General features: G+C 67.8%; 23 protein-coding genes, 1 tRNA gene and 1 pseudogene. 14 read left to right on the top strand and 11 right to left on the bottom strand.

Annotation, left to right across the window (positions count from 1 at the left end; genetic code table 11):
• From A5764_RS28840 to A5764_RS10665, 9 genes and pseudogenes are all read left to right on the top strand, one after another.
• Positions 1-628 (top strand): annotated as a pseudogene (locus A5764_RS28840) (hypothetical protein); the annotation flags it as partial.
• A 91-nt stretch (positions 629-719) separates the two neighbouring features.
• Positions 720-1,130 carry a TM2 domain-containing protein gene (locus A5764_RS10700; RefSeq protein ID WP_067112775.1) on the top strand — a complete coding sequence of 137 codons (411 nt, stop codon included), beginning with the start codon at positions 720-722 and terminating at the stop codon, positions 1,128-1,130.
• Positions 1,120-1,527 carry a DUF2752 domain-containing protein gene (locus A5764_RS10695; RefSeq protein WP_067112773.1) on the top strand — a complete coding sequence of 136 codons (408 nt, stop codon included), beginning with the start codon at positions 1,120-1,122 and terminating at the stop codon, positions 1,525-1,527. Before A5764_RS10700 ends, A5764_RS10695 begins: the two co-directional genes overlap by 11 nt.
• Positions 1,528-1,579: 52 nt before the next feature.
• A complete protein-coding gene (pyk, locus tag A5764_RS10690; protein ID WP_067112771.1) occupies positions 1,580-2,998 on the top strand; it encodes a pyruvate kinase in 1,419 nt (472 codons plus the stop codon).
• Between the two features lie 137 nt (positions 2,999-3,135).
• Entirely contained in the window at positions 3,136-4,011 is an 876-nt protein-coding gene (locus A5764_RS10685; RefSeq protein ID WP_067112769.1) for an acyl-CoA thioesterase II, read from the top strand.
• A 145-nt stretch (positions 4,012-4,156) separates the two neighbouring features.
• Complete coding sequence (locus A5764_RS10680) at positions 4,157-5,554, top strand: bifunctional lysylphosphatidylglycerol flippase/synthetase MprF (protein ID WP_067112766.1); 1,398 nt, start codon at positions 4,157-4,159, stop codon at positions 5,552-5,554.
• Positions 5,555-5,656: 102 nt separating this feature from the next.
• A complete protein-coding gene (locus A5764_RS10675; protein ID WP_067112801.1) occupies positions 5,657-6,685 on the top strand; it encodes a fused (3R)-hydroxyacyl-ACP dehydratase subunits HadA/HadB in 1,029 nt (342 codons plus the stop codon).
• A 101-nt stretch (positions 6,686-6,786) separates the two neighbouring features.
• Positions 6,787-7,542, top strand: coding sequence for a maleylpyruvate isomerase N-terminal domain-containing protein (locus A5764_RS10670; RefSeq protein ID WP_067112765.1), 756 nt, complete (start codon positions 6,787-6,789; stop codon positions 7,540-7,542).
• Positions 7,543-7,614: 72 nt separating this feature from the next.
• On the top strand, positions 7,615-8,532 hold the full coding sequence (locus tag A5764_RS10665) for an LLM class F420-dependent oxidoreductase (RefSeq protein WP_067112763.1): 918 nt from the start codon (positions 7,615-7,617) through the stop codon (positions 8,530-8,532).
• On the opposite strand, the gene cydC is transcribed toward A5764_RS10665, so the two are convergent.
• The 8 genes from cydC to A5764_RS10625 form a co-directional block, all read right to left on the bottom strand.
• A complete protein-coding gene (gene cydC / locus A5764_RS10660) occupies positions 8,516-10,183 on the bottom strand; it encodes a thiol reductant ABC exporter subunit CydC (RefSeq protein ID WP_067112762.1) in 1,668 nt (555 codons plus the stop codon). The two genes, A5764_RS10665 and cydC, sit on opposite strands and share 17 nt — an antisense overlap.
• Complete coding sequence (gene cydD, locus A5764_RS10655) at positions 10,170-11,759, bottom strand: thiol reductant ABC exporter subunit CydD (protein WP_231989674.1); 1,590 nt, start codon at positions 11,757-11,759, stop codon at positions 10,170-10,172. Before cydD ends, cydC begins: the two co-directional genes overlap by 14 nt.
• Positions 11,760-11,848: 89 nt before the next feature.
• The gene (cydB, locus tag A5764_RS10650; protein WP_067112759.1) at positions 11,849-12,898 is read right to left on the bottom strand and encodes a cytochrome d ubiquinol oxidase subunit II; all 1,050 of its coding nucleotides are present in this window, start codon (positions 12,896-12,898) and stop codon (positions 11,849-11,851) included.
• A 26-nt stretch (positions 12,899-12,924) separates the two neighbouring features.
• Positions 12,925-14,397: a cytochrome ubiquinol oxidase subunit I gene (locus tag A5764_RS10645; protein ID WP_067112757.1), complete on the bottom strand. Its 1,473-nt coding sequence runs from the start codon at positions 14,395-14,397 to the stop codon at positions 12,925-12,927.
• 67 nt (positions 14,398-14,464) lie between these two features.
• Positions 14,465-15,061 carry an HdeD family acid-resistance protein gene (locus A5764_RS10640; protein WP_369807302.1) on the bottom strand — a complete coding sequence of 199 codons (597 nt, stop codon included), beginning with the start codon at positions 15,059-15,061 and terminating at the stop codon, positions 14,465-14,467.
• A gap of 27 nt (positions 15,062-15,088) precedes the next feature.
• The gene (locus A5764_RS10635) at positions 15,089-16,414 is read right to left on the bottom strand and encodes an adenylate/guanylate cyclase domain-containing protein (RefSeq protein WP_067112754.1); all 1,326 of its coding nucleotides are present in this window, start codon (positions 16,412-16,414) and stop codon (positions 15,089-15,091) included.
• Positions 16,415-16,438: 24 nt separating this feature from the next.
• Entirely contained in the window at positions 16,439-16,936 is a 498-nt protein-coding gene (locus A5764_RS10630; RefSeq protein WP_067112752.1) for a DUF488 family protein, read from the bottom strand.
• 10 nt (positions 16,937-16,946) lie between these two features.
• A tRNA-Leu gene (locus tag A5764_RS10625) sits at positions 16,947-17,020 on the bottom strand.
• Between the two features lie 124 nt (positions 17,021-17,144).
• On the opposite strand from A5764_RS10625, the gene A5764_RS10620 reads away from it, so the two are divergent.
• Positions 17,145-17,768 carry an ANTAR domain-containing response regulator gene (locus A5764_RS10620; protein WP_067112797.1) on the top strand — a complete coding sequence of 208 codons (624 nt, stop codon included), beginning with the start codon at positions 17,145-17,147 and terminating at the stop codon, positions 17,766-17,768.
• Positions 17,769-17,874: 106 nt separating this feature from the next.
• Here A5764_RS10620 and A5764_RS10615 read toward each other — a convergent pair whose 3' ends face one another.
• Together A5764_RS10615 and A5764_RS10610 are read right to left on the bottom strand one after the other, a co-directional pair.
• Positions 17,875-19,077: a lipid-transfer protein gene (locus A5764_RS10615; protein WP_067112751.1), complete on the bottom strand. Its 1,203-nt coding sequence runs from the start codon at positions 19,075-19,077 to the stop codon at positions 17,875-17,877.
• Positions 19,074-19,517 (bottom strand): Zn-ribbon domain-containing OB-fold protein, encoded by a 444-nt coding sequence (locus A5764_RS10610; protein ID WP_067112748.1) that lies wholly within the window; start codon positions 19,515-19,517, stop codon positions 19,074-19,076. The genes A5764_RS10615 and A5764_RS10610 overlap by 4 nt, the downstream gene beginning before the upstream one ends.
• Before the next feature lie 131 nt (positions 19,518-19,648).
• Here A5764_RS10610 and A5764_RS10605 point away from each other — a divergent pair, with 131 nt between their 5' ends.
• The 4 genes from A5764_RS10605 (at position 19,649) to coaE (ending at position 25,558) form a co-directional block, all read left to right on the top strand.
• On the top strand, positions 19,649-19,936 hold the full coding sequence (locus A5764_RS10605; RefSeq protein ID WP_067112746.1) for a putative quinol monooxygenase: 288 nt from the start codon (positions 19,649-19,651) through the stop codon (positions 19,934-19,936).
• Positions 19,937-20,025: 89 nt separating this feature from the next.
• Entirely contained in the window at positions 20,026-22,689 is a 2,664-nt protein-coding gene (polA, locus tag A5764_RS10600) for a DNA polymerase I (protein WP_156664613.1), read from the top strand.
• A 181-nt stretch (positions 22,690-22,870) separates the two neighbouring features.
• Complete coding sequence (gene rpsA, locus A5764_RS10595) at positions 22,871-24,319, top strand: 30S ribosomal protein S1 (protein WP_067112742.1); 1,449 nt, start codon at positions 22,871-22,873, stop codon at positions 24,317-24,319.
• Between the two features lie 6 nt (positions 24,320-24,325).
• Entirely contained in the window at positions 24,326-25,558 is a 1,233-nt protein-coding gene (gene coaE / locus A5764_RS10590) for a dephospho-CoA kinase (RefSeq protein ID WP_067112740.1), read from the top strand.
• A gap of 158 nt (positions 25,559-25,716) precedes the next feature.
• On the opposite strand, the gene A5764_RS10585 is transcribed toward coaE, so the two are convergent.
• A complete protein-coding gene (locus tag A5764_RS10585) occupies positions 25,717-26,130 on the bottom strand; it encodes a hypothetical protein (protein ID WP_067112738.1) in 414 nt (137 codons plus the stop codon).
• Positions 26,131-26,218 lie beyond the last annotated feature (88 nt).

Below are 26,218 nucleotides of genomic sequence, written 5' to 3'. Positions count from 1 at the left end.
TGACGCCGCCGATTCCGCGGAGGCCGAGGAGCCCGAAGCCGACGAGCCCGAAGCCGACGAGGCCGACGCCGAGGAGCCCGAAGCCGAAGAGCCGGAAGCCGAAGAGCCTGAAACCGTCAAGGTTGAAGCCGCCGAAGCCGAGGTCGACGAGCCCGAAGCCGACGAGGCTGAAGCCGAGGAGCCTGAAACCGTCAAGGTTGAAGCCGCCGAAGCCGAGGTCGACGAGCCGGAAGTCACCGAGGCACAGGCCGCCGTGGCCGAGCACGCGGAGGGCCAGGCGGCGGAGGATCGAGGCGCGGAGACCGAGGCCGTGGAGGATGAAGCGACGGAGGCCGCGGAGGCCGAAGGCGAGGAGCCCGAGGCAGTAGAGCTGGGGGCCGAGCCCGAGGCCGAAGACGCCGGCGAGCCCGAAGACGAAGAGCCCGAAGATGAGCCCGAGCCAGCGGAGCCGGAAGACGAGCATGCCGAAGAACAAGCCCAAGCCGAACCGGAGGTGAAGCGGGACGGCGATGAGCACACGGCCGTGGAGCTCACCACCCCGAACGCCATCGAGGACACGACGTCGCCGGACGCGGCGGAGCCAAGCCGGCGGCGATTGAGTTTCCGGCTAGGGCGACGGGGCCGCTAAACGGCCGCGCCCAGCGTCGAGATGTTGCGCAAAAACGCGGTTTTTACGCAACGAGTCGACGTTCGGCGGACTGGTGGGGCATGCTGGCAGCGTGACCGACCAGCCGTGGCACGACCCCGCAGCGCCGGGCTACCCATCGCAGCCGCCACCGCCGCCGGGATACCCCGGCGGGTACCCACCGCCGAATCCGCAGTATCCGCCGTACCCCGCGCAGGGCCCCTCCTTCGACCCGGGCGCGCCGTTTGGCCGCCACCCGGTGACCGGGCAACCGTACTCGGACAAATCCAAGACGGTCGCTGGCCTTTTGCAGCTGCTCAGCTTGATCGGCATCGGCGGCATCGGCCGCTTCTACATCGGCGACATCGGCATCGGCGTGGCCCAACTGCTCCTGGGATGGTTCACCTGCGGGCTCGGCCTGATCTGGAGCATCGTCGACGCGATCCTCATCTTGACCGACAAGGTCCCCGACTCCCTGGGTCGCCCGCTGCGCGATGGCACCTGAGCTGGCTCCGCGGGTTTCTCGGTACACGGCGATCGGCGCCGGTGCCGTGCTGGCCGGGGCCCTCGGCTACATCGGCCTGGTCGACCCGCACGACGCGAGTTCGGCGTATCCGCTGTGCCCGTTCAAGTGGCTCACCGGCTGGAATTGCCCCCTCTGCGGCGGCCTTCGGATGACCCACGACCTGCTGCACGGCGACCTCGCGGCGAGCATCAACGACAACGTCTTCCTGCTGCTGGGCATCCCGCTGCTGGCCGGATGGATGCTGCTTCGCCGCCGCCAGGGCCACGCGTCGCTGCCCATACCGGCCATGGTCGCCCTCGTCGTCGTGGCCGCGGCGTGGACGGTGCTGCGCAATCTGCCTGGCTTCCCGCTGGTTCCGACCGTCTTCACCGGATAGCCAGATTGCTTGACCCGACCGTGCCCGCGCCGCGCGACTATGCTGGGTCGTCGTGAGTAGACGCGGAAAGATCGTCTGCACCCTTGGCCCTGCAACTAACTCCGACGAGCTCATTCTGGCGCTGGTAGAGGCGGGAATGGACGTCGCCCGAATGAACTTCAGCCACGGCGACCACGCCGATCACAAGGCCGCCTATGACCGGGTGCGGGCCGCTTCGGACGCCACCGGCCGCGCGGTCGGGCTGCTCGCCGACCTTCAAGGCCCGAAAATCAGGCTGGGGCGCTTCGCCACCGGGTCCACCTACTGGGCCGACGGCGAAACGGTGCGGATCACCGTCACCGACTGCGTAGGCAGCCACGACCGCGTGTCGACCACCTACAAGACGCTGGCCAAAGACGCCACGGTGGGCGACCGCGTCCTGATCGACGACGGCAAGGTCGGGCTGGTGGTCGACGACATCGACGGCGACGACGTCGTCTGCACCGTCGTAGAAGGCGGCCCGGTCAGCAACAACAAGGGAATGTCGCTGCCCGGCATGAACGTGTCCGCCCCCGCCCTGTCGGACAAGGACGTCGAGGACCTGACCTTCGCGCTGAACCTCGGCGTCGACTTGGTCGCGCTGTCCTTCGTGCGCTCGCCGTCCGACGTCGAGCTGGTGCATGAGGTGATGGACCGGATCGGGCGGCGGGTGCCGGTGATCGCCAAGCTGGAGAAGCCGGAGGCCGTCGACAACCTGGAAGCCATCGTGCTGGCCTTCGACGCCATCATGGTGGCCCGCGGCGACCTGGGCGTCGAGCTGCCGCTGGAAGAGGTTCCGCTGGTGCAGAAGCGGGCCATCCAGATCGCCAGGGAGAACGCGAAGCCCGTCATCGTGGCGACCCAAATGCTCGACTCGATGATCGAAAACTCGCGGCCGACGCGGGCAGAGGCCTCCGACGTCGCCAACGCCGTGCTGGACGGCGCCGACGCGCTGATGCTGTCCGGGGAGACGTCGGTGGGCAAGTACCCGCTGGCGGCGGTCCGGACGATGTCGCGGATCGTGTGCGCGGTCGAGGAGAACTCCACGGCCGCCCCGCCGCTGACCCATGTGCCGCGCACGAAGCGTGGGGTGATCTCCTACGCCGCCCGCGACATCGGCGAGCGCCTCGACGCCAAGGCGCTGGTCGCGTTCACCCAGTCCGGCGACACCGTGAAGCGGCTCGCGCGCCTGCACACCCCGTTGCCGCTGTTGGCCTTCACCGCCTGGCCCGAGGTGCGCAGCCAGCTGGCCATGACGTGGGGCACCGAGACCTTCATCGTCCCGATGATGACGTCCACCGACGGCATGATCCGCCAGGTCGACAAGTCGCTGCTGGAACTGGGTCGCTACAAGCGCGGTGACCTCGTGGTCATCGTCGCCGGTGCGCCACCGGGCACAGTAGGCTCGACCAACCTGATCCACGTGCATCGGATCGGGGAGGACGACGTCTAGCCCGGCGACGATGCGGGCCGCGTGGCGGCCTGAGGAGGAGACGGGCAATCAGAGCTAGCCCGGCGACGATGCGGACCGCGTGGCGGCCTGAGGAGGAGACGGGCAATCAGAGCTAGCGACAGGGGGAGAGCACGCCCGTGCCGGCTCGCAACGATTTCGACGAACTGCTGGCGATCCTGGACCTCAACCGCATCGCCGACGACGTGTTCGTCGGATCGCACCCCAGCAAGAACCCGATGCGCACCTTCGGCGGCCAGCTCATGGCGCAGTCGTTCGTTGCCAGCAGCCGCACCCTGGTCCGGGACAATCTGCCGCCCAGCGCGCTGTCGGTGCACTTCATCAACGGCGGCGACACCGGCAAGGACATCGAATTCCGCGTGGTGCGGCTGCGCGACGAGCGGCGCTTCGCCAACCGGCGGGTGGACGCCGTACAGGACGGCACGCTGCTGTCCACGGCGATGATCGCCTACATGGCCGGCGGTCGTGGCCTCGAGCACGCCATCGATCCGCCGCAGGTGCCCGAGCCCCACTCGCAGCCCCCGATCGGCGAGTTGCTGCGCGGCTACGAGGAGACCGTTCCGCACTTCGTCAACGCCCTGCAGCCGATCGAATGGCGCTACACCAATGACCCCTCGTGGGTGATGCGCGACAAGGGCGAGCGGCTTCCCCACAACCGGGTCTGGGTCAAGGCGCTGGGGGAGATGCCCGACGACCCGGTGCTGCACACCGCGGCCATGGTGTACTCCTCGGACACCACGGTGCTGGACTCGGTCATCACCACCCACGGGCTGTCGTGGGGTTACGACCGCATCTTCGCCGCGTCGGCCAACCACTCCGTGTGGTTTCACCGCCAGGTCAATTTCGACGACTGGGTGCTGTACTCCACGTCGTCGCCGGTGGCCGCGGATTCGCGGGGGCTGGGCACCGGTCATTTCTTCGATCGCTCCGGGCAGGTCGTCGCCACGGTGATGCAGGAAGGCCTCCTGAAATACTTTCCGCCCGCGCGCCGATAGACAGTGCACGAATACCCGTAGGACAAGGGTGTGATTTCGGCCCAGCAGGGCCGTGATCAGGCGTAAGTTCGAATCAGCCGGGTAATTCGGTGCAGAGGCGGCGTCAAGCCGTCCAGCTGTTTTGTCAGCGCATCGGGAGGTGAGCATGAGCGGGTCGCCGGTCGACGTCGCGGCGAAGCCACGCGCGCGCGAACGCGTCGTCGTCCACGTCGATACGGTGGCGGCCCGCTGGATCGGGGCCCTCGCGCTGCTGTGCGCGGCGGGGTGGCTCGTCGTCATACTCGCCCACCACCACCACAATCCGGGCTGGCACTACGCCGACCGGCTGGGCTGGTCGCTGACGGTGCTGGGCGCGGTGGCTTTCATCGCCCGCGGCATCTTCCTGGGACGCCCGGTGACGACCATGCACGCGGCCGTCGCCGCCTTTTTCGTGGTGGCCGGGCTGGGCTCGCACGTGCTGTCCTTCGACCTGCTGGGTGATTTGCTGATCGTCGGCTCCGGGGTGGTGCTGATGTGGCCGACGTCGGCGCATCCGCGCCCCGAGGACCTGCCCCGGGTGTGGGCGTTGATCGACGCCACCAGCGACGACCCGCTGGCCCCGTTCGCCATGCAGACCGGCAAGTGCTACCACTTCACCGCGGACGGTACGGCTGCGCTGGCGTATCGGACCCGGATGGGATACGCCGCGGTCGGCGGGGACCCCGTCGGCGACGAACAGAAATTCCCCGAGTTGATCGCCGACTTCGCCGGGATGTGCCATACCCATGGGTGGCGGATCGCGGTGGTGGGGTGCAGCGAGCGGCGCGTCTCGCTGTGGAGCGACCCGGTGGTGATCGGACAATCGCTGCGGGCCATCCCGATCGGCCGCGACGTCGTCGTCGACGTGTCCAGCTTCGAGATGGTGGGCCGTAAGTTCCGCAACCTGCGTCAGGCCGTCCAGCGCACCCACAATTCCAGCATCACCACCGAAATCGTCGCGGAGCGGGAGCTCGACGACGATCTGCTCGCCGAACTGACCGACGTGGTGCGGGCCTCGCCCAGCGGCGCGCACGCCGATCGCGGCTTCTACATGAACCTCGACGGGGTGCTAGAGGGCCGATTCCCCGGCATTCAGCTGATCGTCGCCCGGGACGCGTCGGGGCGCGTGCAGGGCTTCCATCGGTATGCGACGGCCGGCGGCGGCAGCGACATCAGCCTCGACGTCCCGTGGCGACGCCGCGGGTCCCCCAACGGCATCGACGAACGGCTCAGCGTCGACATGATCAAGGCGGGCAAAGAGGCCGGGGCGCAGCGTGTTTCGCTGTCCTTCGCGGCTTTTCCCGAGATCTTCGAGGACAAGGACCGCGGCCGGCTTCGGCGGATCTTCTACCGGTTGATCCATGTCCTGGACCCGTTGATCGCGCTCGAGTCGTTGTACCGCTACGTGCGCAAGTTCCACGCGCTGGACGCCCGCCGGTACGCGATGATCTCGATGACGCAGCTGATTCCGTTGCTGTTCATATTGCTGACGCTGGAGTTCATGCCGCGCCGGCGCCACCTCTGAGCAAAACCGGCGAAGTGCGTCGGCGCGTGCTGCTTCAAGTCCGCCCGTTAGTGTGCTTTGGTCGGCTCAGCGAAGAAGCCGATAGAACAGTTGAGCGAATTCATGACCACAGCAGCAGAGGCGCCGGCGATCGAACCCCGGGTCGGCCATTACTACCAGCTGGACTACCCGTACCTGGTCGGCCGCGAGAAGGTCCGTGAATACGCCCGCGCGGTGCAGGACTATCACCCCGCGCACTGGGATGAGGCTGCCGCCGCTGAGCTGGGCTATTCGGGCCTGGTCGCGCCGCTGACGTTCACGTCGGTCCCCGGCATGACCTGCAATCGCCGCATGTTCGAATCGGTGGTCGTCGGTTACGACACCTACCTGCAGACCGAAGAGATCTTCGAGCAACACCGCCCGATCGTGGCCGGCGACGAATTGCTCATCGACGTCGAGCTGACGGCGGTGCGCAGGACCGCCGGCAGAGACTTCATCACCGTGACCAACACCTTCACCGATACGGCCGGGGAGCGGGTGCACACCCTGCACACCACCGTGGTGGGCCTCACCGCCGAAGACGTCGACCCGGCGATCAAGACCGCCGCGCAGAAGGCGATGATGCACGACGTCGACATCCTCGCAATCGCTGAATCCGATTCCGCCTACCACAAGACGGTCCGTCCCGAAGGCGAGGTTCGGATCGCCGACGGCGGCACCCGCACGCCGGGGACGCCGCGCCTCGAGGACGTGAACGTCGGTGACGAGTTACCGGTGCGCCACGCGGGACTGTCCCGCGGCGACCTGGTGAACTATGCCGGTGTGGCCGGCGACGCCAATCCGATTCACTGGGACGAGAGCCTCGCCAAGCTGGCCGGGCTGCCCGACGTGATCGCGCACGGGATGCTCACGATGGGGCTGGGTGCCGGCTTCGCCTCCGCATGGTCGGGTGACCCCGGCGCGGTTACCCGCTACGCGGTGCGGCTGTCCCAGCCCGCGATCGTGTCGGCCGCCGAAGGCGCGGACATCGAGTTCAGCGGCCGGATCAAGTCGCTGGACCCGGCAACCCGCACCGGTGTCGTCGTTGTCGCCGCGAAGTCCGGGGGCCGGAAGATCTTCGGCATGGCGACGTTGAACGTCCGCTTCCGCTGACCTGACTGACGTGATGTCGCAAAACCGCTAGCTCGCAGCTTTGGTGGCCGGTTGGGTGGGAACCGGTAACGACGAATTCGTCCGGGAGTTCTCGAATCGACATGACCGCGGCCCTGAACCTGCGCGATGACGCCATGCGCGCGTTGATTTCCAGCTTGTGCCGGTTGGAGGCGACCGCTCCGACGTGGTGTTCGGGCTGGAGCGCGCATGAACTGACGGCGCACGTTGCCGCCGCCGCGGAGGAACGGGCCAACCTGATCGAGGATCACCTCGCGGGTAGGCCCTCGAGAGCGACGCGGCCGTGGGAGGTGCGCGAGCCGCCGTTTCGGGCGTTGCAAGACGCCGCGCTGCGAAAGCGACTGGTGGAACTCGCCGTTCGCTTCGAGGAAGACGTGGCTGCCCTTCCTGACGACGACACCGTCGTGTACACGGGCTGGGCGATGACCGCCCAACGGCTGCGGATGCATAGCCATAGCGAGGCGGTGCTGCACCGGTGGGACCTTGTGGGCGACGACGACGTCAGCGTCTGGTTGCTCTCCGATCCGGCAATGGTTACCCACGCGCTTGCCGTGTTCGACGCGCTGCCCGCACTGGTGGAAGCCCAGCGATGGCGCAACGCTAATTTCCTGACACGCCAGGTAATCCTGCGCAGCGGCGCCGGACCCGACATTGTGGTGCTGCCGGGGGAGGGGCTGTCGGCGAACTCCGACGGTCAGGGCGTCGTCATTGAGCTGCGGCCCCATGAGCTACCGCTGGTTCTATGGGGACGTTGCCCGGCAGGGCTCCGCGATCCAGATGCCAACGCTGAGACACTGGAGCAGGAGTTGCGGCGTCTCTGCGGTCAACCTGCCGCCTGAGCGGCGCGGATGCCTTTCGGATCAACCAGATTTGACAGGAATGGCGACCGGTCTGGCTGTGTTGATTGCGGCATGGCAACCGGAATCATCATCGCGCCCCGCGAAAACGCCCTCAACCTCGTCGACGATGTCATTGGACAGGCCAGGCGCGCATACGAACTCGGCGTCGGTCAGGTCTGGCTGGCTCAGCGCGTCGCCTACGACGCGATCACGTTGGCGGGGCTGATCGGGGCGGCCGTGCCGGGGCTCGGGGTGGGCACCTCGGTGGTGCCGATCAACCCGCGCCACCCGTTGATCGTCGCGTCGTTGGCGCAGACGGCGCAGGCCGCCTCGCATGGCAACTTCAGCCTCGGGCTCGGGTTAGGCGCCCGCCAGATCGAACGCCAGACGTTCGGCGTCGACTGGTCAAACACGATCGAGCGCCTGCGCGACCACCTGACCATCCTGCGTTCGGTTTTCGACACCGGCAGCGTCGATGTCCGCGGCACCGAGCTCAGCGCCAGCCCCGTCTGGGCGGTGCACGTCGCCGGCGGGACACCCGTGCCGGTGTATGTGGCTGCGATGGGTCCCAAGGCGTTGCGTGTCACCGGCGAGCTCGCCGACGGCACGCTGCCCTACCTGGCCGGCCCTCGAACCATCGGCGACTTCATCGCCCCGGCGATCACCAAAGCGGCCGCCGAAGCGGGCCGCCCGTCGCCGCGCATCATCGCCGCGGTGCCTGTGTGGTTGTCGGACGACGCCGACACCGCGCACGCCCGTGCCGCCGAACGGTTGAGCTTCTATCAGGCCATCCCGTCGTATCGGAAAGTCATCGCTCGAGAGGGCGTCGCCAGCGTTACCGAGTTGGCCGCGATCGGACCCGAGGAGTCGGTCCGCAAGCAGTTGCGCCGCTACCTGGATGCGGGTGCGACGGACTTGGTGATCAGCCCGCTGGACGACTCCGAATCGGTTGACCGGGAGGCGCTCTGGCGGCTCACTGCCTCGTTATGAGCCCTTCTGGTTTCACGTCGTCGACGCGCAGTTCGCGACAGCCAAGCCCCCGGGGCAGGTGGTGGGTGGCCACCACCACGGTTCGCTCGGCGGCGATGAGCCGCGGATCCGGGCCCAGCAGGTCGCGCAGGATCGGTTCGGCGTCGGCCGCGTCGAGATGCTCGGTGGGCTCGTCGAGCAGAACTACCCGGGCGGGTGAGATCACCGCGCGGGCCAGCAGCAGCCGCCTGCGCTGGCCCGCCGAAACCGCTTGGGCGCCACCGGTCAACACCGTCGACAGCCCGCCGGAAAGGCCGGCGAGCCAGGCGCCCAGTCCGACCGCATCCAGCGCGGCCAGAAGTTCGTCGTCGCGGCAGTCGCCGCGTGCCACCAGCAGGTTGTCGCGGACGGTGGTGGCGAAGAGGTGCGCGTCCTCGGCGAAAAAGCTGAGCGCGCTGTGCAATTCGTCTTCGCGGAACCGGCTCAGCTCGGTTCCGTCCAGCAGCACCCGCCCGTCCAGTGGCGGCAGCAGCCCGGCGAGCGTCATCAGCAGCGTCGTCTTGCCCGAACCGCTGGCGCCGGTGACGGCCAGCCGGGCTCCCGGCGGTAGGTCGAGCCGCACCCGGGTCGGTCGCGCCGTATCGGCATGACCGGCAACGGCATCGGCGGATAGCCGGCCGGTTCCGACGGGTACCGCCTCCCTGCGCTCATGCGGATCCGCGGGCGGGGCGAGGTCGAGCAGGCGACGCGCGGCGATCCGCGACCGCGTCAGCTGGACCGCGGCGCCCGGTAGCGCCGTCGTCGCCTCGAACGCGGACAGCGGCAACAACATCAGCACGGCCACCGTGGTCGGCGCGACCGCGTGGGCCAAGCCGATCCCGACAACCACCGCGCCGAGCACGCTGACCCCGATCGCCGCGGTCGGCATGGCCTCGGCGATGGCGGCCGGCCGGGCCGCCGTGTCCAGGGCATCACCCCACGCGCGTTGGCGGCGTTGCGATTCGGCGATGACGTCCGGCAGCGCGCCGGCCACGCGAAGCTCCGGCGCGTGCTCGAGGGCGAGCATCGCCGCGGTGTCCCGGTCGGAATGATGCTGGCGCGCAACCTCTTCCCGCATGGCGGCGGCCCGGCCGGCCAGCCGGGGCGCCACCAGGCCGGCGATCAGCAGGCAGGCCGACAGCACCGCGGCGGCCGGCCACGAGATGGCCGCGACCACCGCGGTCGCCGCCACCGCCAGGACCGCCGCGACGCCGATCGGCACCACGGCAAGCACCACGACGTTGGCCAGTTCGTCGACGTCGGCGCCCACCCGTGCCACCAGCTCACCGCTGTGCAGCCGGACGGCGACCGCCGCCGGTCCGTGGGCCAGCCGGTGATAGATCTGCGCCCGGGCGGTGCCGGCCGCGCGCAGCGCGGTGTCGTGGGTGGCCAGCCGCTCGCAGTAGTGCAACACGCCACGCGAGATCGCGAAGGTCCGCACCGCGACGACCGCGACGGACAGGTCCAGCACGGGTGGCATCTGCCAGGCCCGGGTGATCAACCATGCCGAGACGCCGGCCAAGGCCAGCGCGCTGCCCAGCGACAGCACCCCCAGCGCGATGGCGCCCAGGACGCGGGGCAGCCGCGGACGCAGCAGGTCGATGACGGCAACGAGCGGATCAGACCGGCGCATAACGCATCCCACTGTCCGCGGCCACCTCGACGACCCGGTCACCAATGGCCACGACGGGCTCGCGGTGGCCGACGACCACCACGGTCGCGCCGCCGCGGGCCCGCTCCACGATGGCCCGCAATACCCGTTGCTCGGTGCGCGCGTCCAGGTGCGCGGTCGGCTCGTCGAGCAGCAGCACCGGGGCCGGTGAGCCGAGTGCCCGGGCCAGGCCGAGCCGTTGCCGCTGACCCAGCGACAGACCGACGCCACCGCGCCCCAGCACGGTGTCCTCCCTGTCGGGCAGCTCGGCCAGCACCGCGTCGAAACCCGAAGCCGCACAGGGTGTTTCGATGTCAGCAAGAGCGCCGAACAGCATCAGGTTATCGCGCACCGTGCCGGGGACCAGCACCGGGCGTTGCGGCAGCCACGACAGCTGCCGCCACCACGCCGCCGGATCCAGGTCCGCGACGTCGACTCCGGCCACGGTGACTCGGCCCGACGACGGCGCGGTAAGCCCGGCGATCGCCTGCAGTGCGGTGCTCTTGCCGGCGCCGTTGCGTCCGGTCAGCACCGTCACGCGACCCGGCTTGATCACCGCGGTGAGATCGCGCGGGGCACGGCCGTCCCGGCCCACCACGCTGAGCCCCTCGAGGCGGATCTCCGCGCCGCGCGCGACGACCGTCCGGATGCGCTCCCTCGGGACGGCCGGCTCGCCGATGAGGGCGAACGCCTTGTCGGCGGCGGTCCTACCGTCCTGGGCCGCATGGAATTCCACGCCGATCCGCCGCAGCGGCCAGTACACGTCCGGGGCCAGCAGCAGCACCGTCAGGCCGGTCGTCAGCGTCATCTCACCGAATACCAGGCGAAGCCCGATGCCGACGGCGATCAACGCCACGCCCAGCGTCGCCAGCAACTCGAGCACCAGCGCCGAGAGGAACGCGATCCGCAGCGTCGCCATCGCCGAGCGCCGGTGGGCGGCAGCGAGTTCGGCGATGCGGTGTTCGGGCCCGCGGCCACGGCCCAGCGCCCGCAGCGTCGGGATGCCGGCGATCAGGTCCAGCAGCCGCGCCTGCAGCGTGGTCATGGCTTCCAGCGCCGCCGAGGATCGCTCGGCCGTCGCCAGGCCGATCAGCACCATGAAAATCGGTATCAGCGGCAGGGTGATCACCACGATCAGGGCCGACTTCAGGTCGTAGAGAGTGATCACGGCAACGGTGGCCGGGGTCAGGATCGCGGCGAGCAGCAACGTGGGCAGGTACCCGGTGAAGTAGGGGCGCAGCCCGTCCAGTCCGCGGGTGACCACCACTGCCGCGGCATCGCGCTGCGTGGCGAGCTCACCGGGCTGCCGCGCGGTCACCGCCGTCAGCACCTGTCCGCTCAGATCGGCGATGACCGCGCTGGCGCCGCGTTGCCCCAGGCGCGCCTGAAGCCAGTGCGTCACCGTGCGGATCACCCACAACCCCACCAGGATCGACAGCGGCCCGAGCCAGGCCCGCAGGTTATCCGCGGCGGGATCGCCGACGACGCGCGCGACGATGCCCGCCAGCACGATCGCCGAGCCGATCGCGCAGCCCGAGATCACCACGCCGCATCCCACCGCGGCGACCAGATAACGCCGCAACGCGGCCGATGCCCGCCACAGTCGCGGGTCCAGGGGCGCCCGCGTGCTCGTCGAGTCCTTGGCGCTCAGGAGGCACGCCTCGCCAGACCGATCGGCGGCGGTATCCGTTCGGCCGAGATCCGTTGCCGGAATACCCAGTACGTCCACGACTGATAGACCACCGTCAGCGGGGCCATGAACCCCGTCACCCACGTCATGATCTTGAGGGTGTAGGGGGTCGACGAGGCGTTGTAGATGGTCACGCTCCACTGCTTGTTCAGCGTCGAGGGCACCAGGTTGGGGTACAGCGCGCCCAGCAGCAGGATGACCACGGCCGCGACCACCACGGCGGTGCAGGCGAACGCCCACCCGTCGGATCCGCGCCGCCACACCAGCAGCACCGCGGCCAGCTGGACTACCACCGCGACGCCCAGCACCAGCCAGGTCCAGCCCTTGCCGTGCGCCAGCTGCGTCCAAAGCCCAAAGGCGGCAACCAGTCCGGTGGCCGGAAGCGATAGCCACACCGCGAACCGGTGCGCGTCGTCGCGGATCATGCCCGAGGTCTTCAACGTGACGAACGCGGCGCCGTAGAACATGAACAGCCCGGCGGTGGCCAATCCGCCCAACACCGTGTAGGGGTTGAGCACGTCGGTGATCGACAGGTTTACGTGGCCACTCGCGTCCACCGGGAGGCCGCGGACCAGGACGGCGAACGCCACGCCCCACAACACGGCGGGCAGCCAGGACCCGGCGGCGATGCCGAAATCGGCCCAGCGACGCCATTTCGTGTCGTCGACCTTGCCGCGCCACTCGATCGCCACGGCGCGCACGATCATGCCGAACAGGATCGCCAGCAGTGGCAGGTACAGCGTCGAGAACACGGTGGCGTACCAGCCGGGGAATGCGGCGAACATCGATGCGCCGGCGGTGATCAGCCAGACCTCGTTGCCGTCCCAGATCGGCCCGATGGTGTTGAGCACGGTGCGCCGGTTCAGCTCCGGGTCACCCATGCCTGAAAGATTCAAGCGGGCGAACGGCTCCATCAACATGCCCACGCCGAAGTCGAAGCCCTCGAGGATGAAAAAACCGAGGAACAGCATGCCGATGATGCCGAACCACAACTGTTGCAGTCCCACCGGTCAGCTCCTTTCCGGGTCACGCCCTAGTACGCAAAAGACAGCGGCGCGACCTCGTCATCGCTGGGTGCTTGGGGCGCAGCCGGTTCCGCGTCGTGTTCCAGTGGCCCCTCGACGATGTAGCGCTTGAGCAACCAGAACCAGATGACCGCCAGCACCGCGTACAGCAGGGTGAACGTCACCAACGAGGTGACGACAAGCCCGGGTGGGTGGTCGGAGACGCCCTGGGACACGGTGAGCCGAACCTGTTGGTCGCCGGTGGGGTTCGGCACGACGATCCAGGGCTGGCGGCCCATCTCGGTGAACACCCACCCGGCGCTGTTGGCCAGGAACGGCGTGGGAATCGTCAGCAGCGCCAGCCACGAGAACCACCGCTGACCGGGGATCCGGCCGCCGCGGGTGAGCCACAACGCAACCAGCGCGAACAGCACTGGTATCGCCAGCAGCCCGATCATCGCGCGGAACGACCAGTAGGTGACAAACAGGTTGGGCCGGTAGTCGTTCGGCCCGAATCGCTGTTCGTCCTGCTGTTGAATGTTGCGCACACCCTGCAGCGTCACGCCGCTGAACCGGCTCTCGGCGAGGAACGGCAGCACATAGGGCACCTCGATGACGCGGGTGATGCTTTCGCAGTTGTTGTGCCTGCCGACCGTCAGGATGGAGAAATCGGGGTCGGTTTCGGTCTCGCACAACGATTCCGCCGACGCCATCTTCATCGGCTGCTGAACGAACATCAATTTGCCTTGTGCGTCACCGGTGAAGAACAGGCCGACGGCGGCGATCAGCGCGACCCAGCATCCCAGTATGGCCGCCGGGCGAAACATGGTGCGGGCGTTCAATTCGGCTGCCGGCGTGGCCGACGCGGCGTTGCGGGAACGCACCAGCCACCACGCGCTGACCGCGGCGACAAACGTCCCGGCGGTCAACAACGAGCCCGTCACCGCATGCGAAAACGCCGCCCGCGCAGTGTTATTGCCGAGCAACGCACCGATGCTGGTCAACTCGGCGCGCCGGGTGGCGGGGTTGAAGTGCGCGCCGACCGGATGCTGCATAAACGAATTCGCCGCGATGATGAAGAACGCGGACGCGTTCACGCCGATCGCGACAATCCAGATGCATGCCAGGTGCACCAGCCGCGGCAGCCGGCTCCAGCCGAAGATCCACAGGCCGATGAAGGTGGATTCGAAGAAGAACGCGGCCAGGCCCTCCATCGCCAGGGGCGCGCCGAAGATGTCGCCCACGAACCGCGAGTACTGCGACCAGTTCATCCCGAACTGAAATTCCTGGACGATCCCGGTCGCCACGCCGATGGCGAAGTTGATCAGAAACAGCTTGCCGAAGAACTTCGTGAGGCGATACCACGCCGCGTTACCGGTGACCACCCACACTGTCTGCATGACCGCGAGCAGGGGAGCCAGTCCTATGGTCAGCGGCACGAAGATGAAGTGGTAGACGGTCGTGATACCGAACTGCCACCGCGAAATATCGACGACATTCATCTGTCATCTCCCAAACTACGGCCAGCTACGACACAGTGTAGTAGTTAGGTCGGGCCAGCGCTACGGCTTATCTGCGCAGATCTTTGGACGCCTTGCGGATGCCGAACGATGACACGATCTCGAAGACACCGATGACGACGAACCAGACGCCGACGACGATCGCCAGGGTGACAATCGAATCGAACGGCGACGCCAGGACGACGATGCCGGCCAGCAGGCTGATCACACCGACGAAGATCGACCATCCCCGTCCTGGCAGCGCCGGGTCGCTGACGGCGGAGACCGTAGTGGCCACGCCCCGGAAGATGAAGCGGACGCCGATCCAGATGGCCAGCAACAGGACCGCGTATCCCTGACCGAAATGGCGAAACGCCAAGACCGCCAAGATGAGTGACGCCGCCCCGCTGATGAACAACAGGATCCGGCTGCCGGCCGAGACGTGCAGGCTGAACGCGAAGACGACTTGGGCCGCACCGGTGATCAACAGGTAGACGCCGAACGCGATGGCGGCGGCCAGGATGGAAATACCCGGCCACGCCAGGATCACGGCACCGACGATCAACGACAGAATTCCCGATACCAGCGTGGATTTCCACAAGTGCGGCAACAAGCTTGGAACCGGGGCCGTTCCAGGGAAGGTAGTCATGGCCGCAGTCTGGCACAGGCGCCGTGGTAGGTGAAGGGGCTTTGGTCAGACGTGTGCCGTGCGAGGCGCCTCGGCGAGCAGGTCGACCGAATCGTCGGTTGCCTTGCGGCCGATCAGATACCAGGTGTACATGGGGCCCTTGCCCTTGACGTCGATGCTGCCGCGCTCTTGGAGCACGAACTGGTCCTTGAGGCGCTCATACATCGCCTCGGGCACCTGGACTCGTCCCACCGAGTCGGTGGTTTCCATCCGCGACGCGACGTTGACCGCGTCCCCCCACACGTCGTAGAAGAACCGGCGGGAACCCACCACGCCGGCGACCACCGGCCCGCACGCCATACCCATCCGCAACGCGACGGGGTGGCCCTGCGGATCCTTCAGCCGTGCCGCGACATTGGCCATGTCGAGCGCGAAATCCGCCAGCGCAAGGGCGTGGTCGGGCCGCGGGCGCGGCACCCCGCTGACCACCATGTAGCAGTCGCCGCTGACTTTGATCTTTTCCAGGCCGTGCTTGTCGACGAGCTCGTCGAAGGCGCCGTACAGCCGGTCGAGGAAGCGCACCAGTTCGGCCGGCGGTGTGCCGCTGGCACGTTCGGTGAATCCGACGATGTCGGCGAACAGAACCGAGGCCTCGTCGTACTTGTCAGCGATGACGCTTCGGTCGGGGTCCTTGAGCCGCTCGGCAACGCTGGCCGGCAACATGTTGGCCAGCAGGGTTTCCGACCTCTCGTACTGTGCCTCCATGACGGCCTCGGCGCGCGCGGTGTCGCGCAGGGCGAACCACACCGTCACTACCACCATCACGACGCTCGAGACCGCGGTGATGACAAAGCCCGCCGACTGGGCCCACGCCGGCTGCAACCCGGTGTTGCGGGGGACCAGGAATTCCACCGCGACGATCAGGCCGGCGGCCACGGCCGCCAGCGCCGAAGCCAAGACGATGTGCTCGATGCCCAGCAACAGCACCACCAGGCAGGCGCCCACCAGGAAGAAGTATTGAGCTCCCGAACCGGTGCCCACGTCCAGGCAGCTGGCGAACACCGAGGCGTAGGCGGCGGCGAGGAAAGTGAGCGGCGCAACCAAATCCCCGAATCGCTGCAACCACGGAACGAACGCGAAGACCATCGCGCCGACCACGTTGATCGAGCTGACCTGCCACAGCCAGGATCCGCCGACGATTTGCACGAGCACGAAGCTCACGCTGACGATCACCGCCAGCCACGCGGCAACCGTGAGGATCCGGGCCCGGCGCGCGGCGCTGGCGGCATAGTGCTGATTGCGGTCACGCGTCTGCGCCCGAACCGCCGCTACGCAGTCCGGGCTTGTCGACGAGCCAGCTGGGGGTGGGGCGCCGCACTTCTTAGCCGCCACATAGGAAGCGTAACCGCTGGACGCTCAGGATGGGTCGCCGTTGAGCCAGTCGGACATGTGGTGCGGCGAGAGCGAGCCGTTGGGCATGATGTGCTGCACGGTGCGTCCGTCCCGGGTGGCCAGGTCGGCGATCATCCGCCGGTGGCAGCGCCACCAGGTCGGTTCGCCGCACATCACGGCCACGTTGGCCGTTTCGGCGTCCCGAAGAAGGCGCTGGTACGCCGCTTGAAAGCCGGGGGTGCGGGTGTGCGACGCGTAGTTGGCGAATGCCGCGTTCTCCCACCACTGGTCGCTCGGCAGCGGGCTGGTGGACGGTTTGCGCCGGCCCCCGAGATCCGGCTCGTGGCGATAGGCGATCCCGGCGGCGCCCAGCCAGCCCGGCATCGCGTCTTCCGACACGTCGGGGTTGCGGCGCGAGCCGGGGAAGCTGCGCACGTCGACCAGCAGAGTGACGCCGTGCCGGCGCAGGTCGTCGCCGAGTTCGGCTGCGGTCTTCGCGCCGTGGCCGATGGTGAACAGCATTGTCTGGGAGTGCCCTCGGTGGGATTCGAACCCACACTGGACGGGTTTTGAGTCCGTTTCCTCTGCCAGTTGGGATACGAGGGCTCGCAAGGAGAGGGGTGCGACCCCCTACCTTAAAGCAGCCTCCCACCATAGATGATCGGCGTGGGCGTGGGTTCTCACCGCCCCGAGGTCGCTGGTCGCAGGCCTTCACGAGACAATGTCGGTCATGACAGGCCCCACGACCGACACCGACGCCGCTGTGCCGCGCCGGGTCCTGATCGCCGAAGACGAAGCGCTCATCCGACTGGACCTGGCCGAGATGCTGCGAGAGGAGGGTTACGAAATCGTCGGCGAGGCCGGCGACGGTCAGGAGGCCGTCGAACTGGCCGAGCGGCATAAGCCCGACCTGGTGATCATGGACGTGAAGATGCCGCGCCGCGACGGCATCGACGCGGCGTCGGAGATCGCCAGTAAACGCATCGCCCCGATCGTCGTGCTGACCGCGTTCAGTCAGCGCGATCTCGTCGAGCGCGCCCGCGACGCCGGTGCGATGGCCTACCTGGTGAAGCCGTTCACCATCAGCGACCTGATCCCCGCCATCGAGTTGGCGGTCAGCCGGTTCGGCGAGATCACCGAGCTCGAGCGCGAGGTGGCCACGCTGACCGACCGGCTGGAGACCCGCAAGCTCGTCGAACGCGCCAAAGGCCTGCTGCAGGCCAAACAGGGCATGACCGAGCCCGAGGCGTTCAAGTGGATTCAGCGCGCCGCCATGGACCGGCGCACCACGATGAAGCGGGTGGCCGAGGTGGTGCTGGAGACCCTCGACACGCCCAAGGACGAGTCGGACTAGCCGCGAGCGGGCGTGTCTGTACGACGACACGCCGTGAAACGCGTACATCTGCGCACGCTCACGCGGAGCGAGAGGCGCACGGAGTGGGCCCTAGCGGAGTGGGCCCCTAGCGGGCGACGATCACCGACGAGCCGTGCCCGAACAGGCCCTGGTTGGCGGTGACGCCGACCTTCGCGTTCTCCACCTGCCGGCCGGTGGCCTGACCGCGCAGTTGCCAGGTCAGCTCGCAGACCTGCGCGATGGCCTGGGCGGGGATGGCCTCCCCGAAGCACGCCAGCCCGCCCGACGGGTTGACCGGGACCTTGCCGCCGATGGTGGTCGCGCCGCTGCGCAGCAGCGCCTCGGCCTCGCCCTTGGCGCACAGCCCCAGGTGCTCGTACCAGTCGAGTTCCAGCGCGGTGGACAGGTCGTAGACCTCGGCCAGGCTGACGTCCTCGGGCCCGATGCCCGCCTCGGCGTAGGCCGCATCGAGGATCTGGTCCTTGAACACCCGCTCCGGTGCGGGCACCGCGGCGGTGGAATCCGTTGCGATGTCGGGCAATTCGGGCAGGTGCTGCGGGTACCGGGGAGTGACCGTGCTGACCGCGCGCACCGAGGGCACGCCGTCGAGTGAGCCGAGATGCTTGCGGGCGAACTCGGCGCTGGCCACGATCAGCGCCGCCGCCCCGTCGGAGGTCGCGCAGATGTCGAGCTGCCGGAGCGGGTCGGCCACCACCGGGCTGGCGAACACGTCGTCGACCGAGGCCTCCTTGCGGTAGCGGGCATTGGGGTTCTGCAGGCCGTGTTGCGAGTTCTTCACCTTCACCTGAGCGAAGTCCTCGGACGTCGCGCCATAGAGGTCCATCCGGCGGCGCGCCAGCAGCGCGAAATACACCGGGTTCATCGCGCCGATCAAGTGGAACCGCTGCCAGTCGGGGTCGTTCTTGCGTTCCCCGCCGACGGGAGCGAACGCGCCCTTCGGGGTGGTGTCGGCGCCGATCACCAACGCGACATCGCAAAAGCCGGCCAGGATCTGTGCGCGTGCGCTCTGCAGGGCCTGCGAACCGCTGGCGCAGGCGGCATAGCTCGAGCTGACCGGCACGCCGTTCCAGCCGAGCTTCTGCGCGAACGTCGAGCCGGCGATGAAGCCGGGGTAGCCGTTGCGGATGGTGTCCGCGCCGGCGACCAATTGAATCTGTTTCCAGTCCAGCCCGGCCTCGGCCAGCGCGGCGCGCGCGGCGACCACCCCGTATTCGGTGAAGTCGCGGCCCCACTTGCCCCAGGGGTGCATCCCGGCGCCGAGGATGTAGAGGGGTTCGGGGTTACTCATGTGGCGATCCTCCACGCGTGCACGACGCGCTGCACGCCGTCATTGTCGGTGAACAGCGGCATGGTCGTCAGCTCCATCTCCATGCCGACCTTCAGATCGGCGGCCACGGTGCCCTCGACCACCTTGCCCAGCACGATCAGACCCTCATTCGCCAGCTCGACGGCGGCGATCGCGAACGGCTCGAACGGGTCCGGGGCGGGGTAGGGCGGGGGCGGCGGATACCGGTTTTCGGTGTAGCTCCACAGCGTGCCCCGGGTGGACAGCGCGACGGCCTCTAGTGCGTCGCTGTCGCAGGCCGGGTTCGGGCAGTTGTTCTCCCGGGGCGGGAAGACGTAGGTCCCGCACTGCGGGCACTTGCTGCCGATCAGGTGCGGTACGCCGGCCTCGTCGGTGGCGAACCATCCCTCGATCGCGGGTTGTTGGGTGGTGACCTCTGGCACTCGGTCAGACTACCCAGGCCGAACACAAAACTGAAACGTGTTGCAGTTCTGTGCAGGATTGCACCGATGACTTCGGCGGGCGTCGAAGGTCAGACCAGAGGAGGAGTTGCGAGCCAGCGAAGGAGCGTCCCATGGTGATCGTTGCGGGTTACCTTGTCGTCGAGCCACTGCAGCGAGACAGCTATCTGGCCGGATGTAGGGCCGTCGTCCAGCAAGCGCGCAGAACGCCGGGCTGCCTCGACTTCGCGATCAGTGCCGACCTGGTCGATCCGAATCGCATCGACATCTTCGAACACTGGGAGTCACGGGCCGCCGTCGAGGCGTTCCGCGGTAGCGGACCCACCGATGAACAACAGGGCGCCATCGTGTCTGCGTCGGTTTCTGAATACGACGTGGGCGCTCAGCGGCGGCTGACTTGATGTCATGGCGGGTGCCTAGAGTTAAAGCCGTGCCCGCCGCGCCCACCGCCACCCCCGCTGCCGCCGAGGAACAAACCAAGCCGACTTTGATGTTGTTGGATGGCAATTCGCTGGCGTTCCGGGCGTTCTACGCGCTGCCCGCCGAGAACTTCAAGACCCGCGGTGGGCTGACCACCAACGCGGTGTACGGCTTCACCGCGATGCTGATCAACCTGCTGCGTGACGAGGCCCCGACGCACATCGCCGCGGCGTTCGACGTGTCGCGGCAGACCTTCCGCTCCGAGCGGTACCCGGAGTACAAGGCCAACCGGTCTTCGACGCCCGATGAGTTCCATGGCCAGATCGACATCACCAAGGAAGTGCTGAACGCGCTGGGCATCACCGTGCTTTCCGAACCGGGGTTCGAGGCCGACGACCTGATCGCGACGCTGGCCACCCAGGCCGAAAACGAGGGCTACCGCGTGCTGGTGGTCACCGGCGACCGCGACTCCCTGCAGCTGGTCAGCGACGACGTGACCGTGCTGTATCCCCGCAAGGGGGTCAGCGAGCTGACCCGCTTCACCCCGGAGGCCGTCGTCGAAAAGTACGGGCTGACCCCCAAGCAATACCCCGACTTCGCCGCGCTGCGCGGCGATCCCAGCGACAACCTGCCCGGCATCCCGGGAGTGGGAGAGAAGACGGCGACCAAGTGGATCGCCGAATACGGCTCGCTGCAGGCGCTGGTCGACAACGTCGACTCGGTGCGCGGCAAGGTGGGCGACGCGCTACGAGCGCACGTGGCCAACGTGGTGCTCAATCGGGACCTCACCGAGCTCGTTCGCGACGTGCCGCTGGCGCAGACGCCGGACACCCTGCGGCTGCAGCCGTGGGATCGCGACCAGATCCACCGGCTCTTCGACGACCTGGAGTTCCGGGTGTTGCGGGACCGGTTGTTCGAGACCCTGGTCGCCGTCGAGCCCGAGGTCGACGAGGGTTTCGACGTGCGCGGCGGCGCGCTGGATCCCGGCACGGTCGGGCAGTGGCTGGCCGCGCACGCCGCCGACGGGCGACGGGCCGGGCTGGCCGTGGCGGGCACCCACCTGCCGCACGGCGGCGACGCGACCGCGCTGGCCGTCGCCGCGGCCGACGGCGACGGCGGCTACGTCGACACCGCGACCCTGACACCCGAGGACGACGCGGCGCTGGCGGACTGGCTGGCCGATCCGGCGAAACCCAAAGCGCTGCATGAGGCCAAGCTCGCCATGCACGACCTGACGGGCCGCGGGTGGACGCTCAACGGCGTCACCTCCGACACCGCGCTGGCGGCGTATTTGGTGCGGCCGGGGCAGCGCAGCTTCACCCTCGACGACCTGTCACTGCGCTACCTGCGCCGCGAGCTGCGCGCGGAAACGGCTGAACAGCAACAGCTTTCGCTGCTCGATGACATGGAGGGCGTGGACGAGCAGGCCGTCCAGACCCTGATACTGCGGGCCCGCGCCGTGGTGGACCTGGCCGACGCACTCGACGCCGAGCTGGACCGAATCGATTCCACCGCATTGCTTTCCGAGATGGAGCTGCCCGTCCAGCAGGCGCTGGCCCACATGGAAACCGCGGGCATCGCGGTCGATTTGCAGCTGCTGGGTGAGTTGCAAAGCCAATTCGCCGACCAGATCCGCGACGCCGCCGAGGCCGCCTACGCCGTCATCGGCAAGCAGATCAACCTGGGCTCACCCAAGCAGTTGCAGGTGGTGTTGTTCGACGAACTCGGGATGCCGAAGACCAAGCGAACCAAGACCGGCTACACCACCGACGCCGACGCCCTGCAGTCGCTGTTCGACAAGACCGGGCATCCCTTCCTGCAGCACCTGCTGGCCCACCGCGACGTCACCCGGCTCAAGGTCACCGTTGACGGGCTGCTGAACTCGGTGGCGGCCGACGGCCGCATTCACACCACGTTCAACCAGACCATCGCGGCGACCGGCCGGCTTTCCTCGACCGAGCCAAACCTGCAGAACATCCCGATCCGCACCGAGGAAGGGCGCCAGATCCGGGACGCGTTCGTCGTCGGCAACGGTTACGCCGAGCTGATGACCGCCGACTACAGCCAGATCGAGATGCGCATCATGGCGCACCTGTCCCGCGACGAAGGCCTCATCGAGGCGTTCAACACCGGCGAGGACCTGCACTCGTTCGTCGCCTCGCGGGCGTTCGGCGTGCCGATCGAGGAGGTCACCGCCGAGCTGCGGCGCCGCGTCAAGGCGATGTCGTACGGGCTGGCCTACGGCTTGAGCGCGTACGGGCTGGCCGCGCAGCTGAAGATCTCCACCGAGGAGGCCAAGGTCCAGATGGACCAGTACTTTGCCCGGTTCGGCGGGGTGCGCGACTACCTGATGCAGGTGGTCGAGCAGGCCCGCAAGGACGGCTACACCTCGACGGTGCTGGGCCGCCGGCGCTACCTGCCCGAGCTGGACAGCAGCAATCGTCAGGTGCGCGAGGCCGCCGAACGAGCGGCGCTCAACGCGCCGATCCAGGGCAGCGCGGCCGACATCATCAAGGTGGCGATGATCGAGGTCGACAAGGCGCTCAAGGAAGCGGGGCTGGCGTCCCGGATGCTGCTGCAGGTGCACGACGAACTGTTGTTCGAAATCGCGCCCGGGGAGCGGGAACGGGTCGAGGCGCTGGCGCGCGAGAAGATGGGCGGCGCCTACCCCCTGGACGTCCCGCTCGAGGTGTCGGTCGGCTACGGTCGCTCATGGGACACGGCCGCGCACTAGCGCGGCAATCCGACTCCGCCGCGCATTAACGGCGATTCACACCGCGAATTTGCCGTGCCGTCATGTTTGAGTCAGACATGCAACCGGCTTGGTTTGTCCAGCGTGTGCCCTGTCGAGTAGCCTCGACAGGTAAATCCTGAATTGTCCCTACGACCCAACCTGTCCGGAGCAACCCAACAACATGCCGAGTCCCGCCGTCACCTCGCCACAAGTAGCCGTCAACGACATAGGCTCGAGCGAGGACTTTCTCGCCGCGATCGATAAAACCATCAAGTACTTCAACGATGGCGACATCGTCGAAGGCACCATTGTCAAAGTGGACCGGGACGAGGTACTCCTCGACATCGGCTACAAGACCGAAGGGGTTATCCCCGCCCGCGAACTCTCCATCAAGCACGACGTCGACCCCAACGAGGTCGTTTCCGTCGGTGATGAGGTCGAGGCCCTGGTTCTCACCAAGGAGGACAAAGAGGGCCGCCTGATCCTGTCCAAGAAGCGCGCCCAGTACGAGCGCGCCTGGGGCACCATCGAGGCGCTCAAGGAAAAGGACGAGGCCGTCAAGGGCACCGTCATCGAGGTGGTCAAGGGTGGCCTGATCCTCGACATCGGGCTGCGCGGCTTCCTGCCCGCCTCGCTGGTCGAGATGCGGCGCGTGCGCGATCTGCAGCCGTACATCGGCAAGGAGATCGAAGCCAAGATCATCGAGCTGGACAAGAACCGCAACAACGTGGTGCTGTCGCGGCGGGCATGGCTGGAGCAGACGCAGTCCGAGGTGCGCAGCGAGTTCCTCAACCAGCTACAGAAGGGCACCATCCGCAAGGGCGTGGTGTCGTCCATCGTCAACTTCGGCGCGTTCGTCGATCTCGGTGGTGTGGACGGTCTGGTGCACGTCTCCGAGCTGTCCTGGAAGCACATCGACCACCCGTCCGAGGTGGTCCAGGTGGGCGACGAGGTCACCGTCGAGGTGCTCGACGTCGACATGGACCGCGAGCGGGTTTCGTTGTCGCTCAAGGCGACCCAGGAAGACCCGTGGCGGCACTTCGCCCGCACCCACGCCATCGGCCAGATCGTGCCCGGCAAGGTCACCAAGCTGGTTCCGTTCGGCGCGTTCGTGCGCGTCGAGGAGGGCATCGAGGGCCTGGTGCACATCTCGGAGCTGGCCGAGCGGCACGTCGAGGTGCCCGACCAGGTGGTGGCCGTCGGCGACGACGCGATGGTCAAGGTCATCGACATCGACCTGGAGCGCCGCCGAATCTCGTTGTCGCTCAAGCAGGCCAACGAGGACTACACCGAGGAGTTCGACCCGGCGAAGTACGGCATGGCCGACAGCTACGACGAGCAGGGCAACTACATCTTCCCCGAAGGCTTCGACGCCGACACCAACGAATGGTTGGAGGGCTTCGAAAAGCAGCGCGCCGAATGGGAGGCCCGCTACGCCGAGGCCGAGCGCCGGCACAAGATGCACACCGCGCAGATGGAGAAGTTCGCCGCGGCCGAGGCGGCCGGACACGGCGGTGGCGAGCAGTCGTCCGGCAACGGCGGTGCGCGCGAGGAGAAGGCGGCCGGTGGATCCTTGGCCAGCGACGCCCAATTGGCCGCTCTGCGGGAGAAACTCGCCGGCAACGCCTGATCGCGCATGCTGCGGATCGGGTTGACCGGTGGCATCGGCGCCGGCAAGTCGGCGGTGTCGGCCACGTTCGCGAAGTGCGGTGGGGTCATCGTCGACGGCGACGTCATCGCGCGCGAAGTGGTCGAGCCGGGCACCGAGGGACTGTCGTCGCTGGTCGAGGCGTTCGGCGAGGACATCCTGCAATCGGACGGATCGCTGGATCGTCCGGCTTTAGCCGCCAAGGCATTTCGGGATGACGACGCCCGCAAGAAGCTGAACGGGATCGTCCACCCGCTGGTGGGTAAGCGCCGCGCCGAGATCATTGCGTCGGTGCCCGGGGATTCCGTTGTGGTCGAGGACATTCCGCTGCTGGTTGAATCCGGGATGGCGCCGCTGTTCCCGCTGGTCGTCGTGGTGCACGCCGACGCCGAGATGCGGGTGCGTCGGCTGGTCGAACAACGCGGCATGCCCGAGGAGGACGCCCGCGCCCGCATCGCCGCGCAGGCCTCCGACGAGCAGCGCCGCGCCGTCGCCGACATCTGGCTGGACAATTCGGGCAGCCCCGGCGAGTTGGAGCAGCGGGCACTTGACGTGTGGCACAACCGGATCCTGCCGTTCGCCCACAACCTGAGCGCGGGTGAGATCGCCCGGGCGCCGGCGCGGCTGGTGCCGCCCGATCCGAGTTGGCGCGACCAGGCGCGGCGGATCATCAACCGGATTCGGACCGCGTGCGGTCATAGGGCGTTGCGCGTCGACCACATCGGTTCGACCGCGGTGCCCGACTTCGCCGCCAAGGACGTCATCGACGTTCAGATCACCGTCGAGTCGCTCGCGGTCGCCGAAGCGCTCGCCGAGCCCCTGTTATCCGCCGGCTACCCCCGCATCGACCGCCTCACCGAAGACGTCCCCAAGCCCGATGCCCGCAGCACCGTGGAACGCTACAACCACAGTGACGATCCCTCATTGTGGCACAAGCGGATTCACGCCTCGGCCGATCCGGGACGGCCCACCAACGTGCACATCCGGGTGGACGGCTGGCCCAATCAGCAATTCGCGCTGCTGTTTGTCGACTGGCTGGCGGCCAACCCCACCGCCCGCGCCGACTACCTGGCCGTCAAGCGCGAGGCCGAACGGGGCGCGGACGGTGAGACCGCGGCCTATGTGGTCGTCAAGGAAGCTTGGTATCCCGACGCTTACCGGCGGGCGTGGGAGTGGGCCGACTCGACCGGCTGGAAGCCCGAGGGCGCGCTGTCACAATAGTCACACCAGCCGCCGCCCGATTCGGGTGGTCTTTTGTCCGCCTACGAGCGACAAATCCCTTGGGCAACTGCGTATGTCGCTGCTAGGCGGACAAAAACGTGTGGTGGTTGGAGCCAGTGGCAGCTGTGACGGATGTGATTCCACCGCTCGAGACACGCCTAGGGCAAGGGCGCTCCGCATTGCAGCGCACCGTTATTGGGATCGGAATTACCGAGCGCCGGCCTGACCATTTGGTCGGTTTGCGCGAAAACGTTGTCGTCGACGTCGATTTCGCAGTGCACGTTCGCCGCGTAAGGGAAACGAAGCACAATTCGGAGACCGGCCTGCTGCGGATCGGGCAACACGGTGTTGGCCTCGAACACGTTGCCCGGCATCGAAGGAAGGCCGGTGGTGTTCGTCTGCCCGCCGTTGATGATGAAGGTGGCCTGGCTGCCGGTGGTCACTGCGTCGACTCGGGCGCGGTAGGTGATGTTGTGGAGGTCCGCGCGCGCCGTGGCCGGGCTTAGCTGAGAGCCAGCCGCGAGGGCTATCGTGGCGGCGATCGGCATCCACGTGTGGTTGCTGGGACTCATGAGATCGAGATTACTCGTTTTGATTGCCCGGCTCCTCCACGCTCCGCCTGCGGACCGCATCGTCGTCGGGCTAAGTTTGATTGCCCGG

Origin of the sequence: Mycobacterium sp. 852002-51057_SCH5723018 (genome assembly GCF_001667035.1) — a bacterium.
Lineage (GTDB): Bacteria > Actinomycetota > Actinomycetes > Mycobacteriales > Mycobacteriaceae > Mycobacterium.
The sequence above is the reverse complement of the archived record's forward strand: the minus strand, read 5'-3'. Positions and strand labels throughout refer to the sequence as shown.

Bases quoted from the DNA above. Each gene is read 5' to 3' on its own strand.
- A5764_RS10675 (WP_067112801.1), top strand. From the start codon at position 5,657: ATGACCACAGCAGCAGAGGCGCCGGCGATCGAACCCCGGGTCGGCCAT.
- A5764_RS10680 (WP_067112766.1), top strand. From the start codon at position 4,157: ATGAGCGGGTCGCCGGTCGACGTCGCGGCGAAGCCACGCGCGCGCGAA.
- polA (WP_156664613.1), top strand. From the start codon at position 20,026: ATGTTGTTGGATGGCAATTCGCTGGCGTTCCGGGCGTTCTACGCGCTG.
- A5764_RS10670 (WP_067112765.1), top strand. From the start codon at position 6,787: ATGACCGCGGCCCTGAACCTGCGCGATGACGCCATGCGCGCGTTGATT.
- rpsA (WP_067112742.1), top strand. From the start codon at position 22,871: ATGCCGAGTCCCGCCGTCACCTCGCCACAAGTAGCCGTCAACGACATA.
- A5764_RS10665 (WP_067112763.1), top strand. From the start codon at position 7,615: ATGGCAACCGGAATCATCATCGCGCCCCGCGAAAACGCCCTCAACCTC.
- cydC (WP_067112762.1), bottom strand. From the start codon at position 10,183: ATGCGCCGGTCTGATCCGCTCGTTGCCGTCATCGACCTGCTGCGTCCG.
- A5764_RS10630 (WP_067112752.1), bottom strand. From the start codon at position 16,936: ATGCTGTTCACCATCGGCCACGGCGCGAAGACCGCAGCCGAACTCGGC.
- A5764_RS10645 (WP_067112757.1), bottom strand. From the start codon at position 14,397: ATGAATGTCGTCGATATTTCGCGGTGGCAGTTCGGTATCACGACCGTC.
- coaE (WP_067112740.1), top strand. From the start codon at position 24,326: ATGCTGCGGATCGGGTTGACCGGTGGCATCGGCGCCGGCAAGTCGGCG.
- A5764_RS10695 (WP_067112773.1), top strand. From the start codon at position 1,120: ATGGCACCTGAGCTGGCTCCGCGGGTTTCTCGGTACACGGCGATCGGC.
- A5764_RS10605 (WP_067112746.1), top strand. From the start codon at position 19,649: ATGGTGATCGTTGCGGGTTACCTTGTCGTCGAGCCACTGCAGCGAGAC.
- A5764_RS10620 (WP_067112797.1), top strand. From the start codon at position 17,145: ATGACAGGCCCCACGACCGACACCGACGCCGCTGTGCCGCGCCGGGTC.
- A5764_RS10585 (WP_067112738.1), bottom strand. From the start codon at position 26,130: ATGAGTCCCAGCAACCACACGTGGATGCCGATCGCCGCCACGATAGCC.
- A5764_RS10615 (WP_067112751.1), bottom strand. From the start codon at position 19,077: ATGAGTAACCCCGAACCCCTCTACATCCTCGGCGCCGGGATGCACCCC.